The 1,477-nt window shown below is 29.7% G+C and carries 2 protein-coding genes and 1 pseudogene; 1 reads left to right on the top strand and 2 read right to left on the bottom strand.

Going from position 1 to position 1,477, the window contains the following annotated elements:
- Window positions 1-763 (bottom strand): DDE-type integrase/transposase/recombinase (locus tag X924_RS07050; RefSeq protein WP_146255680.1); only part of this gene is annotated, 763 nt, incomplete at its 3' end.
- A gap of 86 nt (window positions 764-849) precedes the next feature.
- A complete protein-coding gene (locus tag X924_RS07045) occupies window positions 850-1,254 on the bottom strand; it encodes a transposase (protein WP_121958230.1) in 405 nt (134 codons plus the stop codon).
- A 72-nt stretch (window positions 1,255-1,326) separates the two neighbouring features.
- Between X924_RS07045 and X924_RS07040 the strand changes: the two are divergent.
- Window positions 1,327-1,477: pseudogene (locus tag X924_RS07040) on the top strand (ATP-binding protein); the annotation flags it as partial.

The following is a 1,477-nucleotide window of genomic DNA, read 5'->3' as shown; positions in this document are numbered from 1 at the left end:
GTTTGTAAGCTTGAAAAACATCTTCAATATTTTCAAAAGAATTTAGTTGAACAAACTCTCTTTCAAGGCTTGAATGATGTGATTCAATGAATGCTTGTGAATTAGGATTGTTTTTGTATCCAAACTCATGAGTTATTTCCATTTCATCCATGAATGATTTGGTTGCTTTTGATTTAAATTGGGGACCATTGTCTGTTCTTATTATGAGTTTTTTAGGGTCAGCTTTTCTGTATGAAATACCGTTGTAAACAGCTTTGATAAAATCTTTTGATTTACTTGAATGTCCTATCTTTGAAGAAACAATCGTCTTATCAAAAGCATCAATAATATCCAGTATATGAACAAAGCCATCGTATTTTGTTGGGATGAATTTGATGTCTCCTTCCCAGAATCTATTGGGAGCATCTATTTCATGATTATGTGGTCTTCTCTTTGGATGTTTGAAATGGTTTCTGTAAGCTCTAACAACACCTAATTCTTTTCTTATTCTGTAAATCTTTTTGTGGTTAACAATTATTCCAAGTTGGTTCTTAAACACAACAGATAACTTCTTATCTCCAAGAGATTTAAAGTAAAAAGTTGGATCGTTTGGATTGTTGTTTTCATATATGGAGATTATAATCTCTTTAATGTGTTCATCCTCAATAATTTGACCATTGATAGTATAAGAGAATCCTACGAATCTTTTTTGTTTTGGTTTAGCCTTGATAGTCTCAACAACAAAGAACAACCTTGTTTTGAAGTAAAAAGAGCTTGAACTCATATGAAAATAATCCAGAAGATAACTCAGGCATACACCATAATTTCTGTATTTAATAATAAGAAACAATTTACCAATATCTGTACAATTCACTTGTGGTTCATATTTTTTTTTAAAAGTTCAAGTTCATCTCTTACTATTCTCAGCTGTAATTCTTTTTCAAGAAGTATCTTTTCATAATAATCGAGTTTCCTTTTAAGATAAACAGAATCATTAGAATTGTTGTAATCATCCGACCTATCTATACCTGCTGATTCATAAATGATAGGTGGAATCTTAGAATAATCAGAAATCATAGACTTAGTTCTTCCTTTTTTGGTTTTAAACACAGAGTCATCATAATTAGATTTTTTGTACTTTTGTACCCATTGAGAAAGAGTGTTAAAAGGTATAGAATACTCATTTGAAAAATCTTTTAAAGACTTTTCACTGTTAAGATATTCTTTAACAAGTTGCAGCTTTAAATCACCGGAATAAACCTTTTTCTTTTTCATGTTCTCACCCCTTATTTTATTTTATCATTTCCTTCATTTTTCTCCAATCTCTATGAGGGGTGATTATGTGCAATAGAATGTGCAAAGCACAGATATTCAACATATTTTATCAATTTCTATGACTTAATGTCACAACTAAAAAAGGCATTATTAGAAAATAGACTACAAACAAGACTAAAACATTTTGCAAAATACAAAGTACTTGTAATAGATGAGATAGGAT

The organism is Petrotoga sp. 9PWA.NaAc.5.4 (assembly GCF_002895485.1).
Lineage (GTDB): Bacteria > Thermotogota > Thermotogae > Petrotogales > Petrotogaceae > AZRK01.
This window is presented reverse-complemented; position numbering and strand designations above follow the sequence as displayed.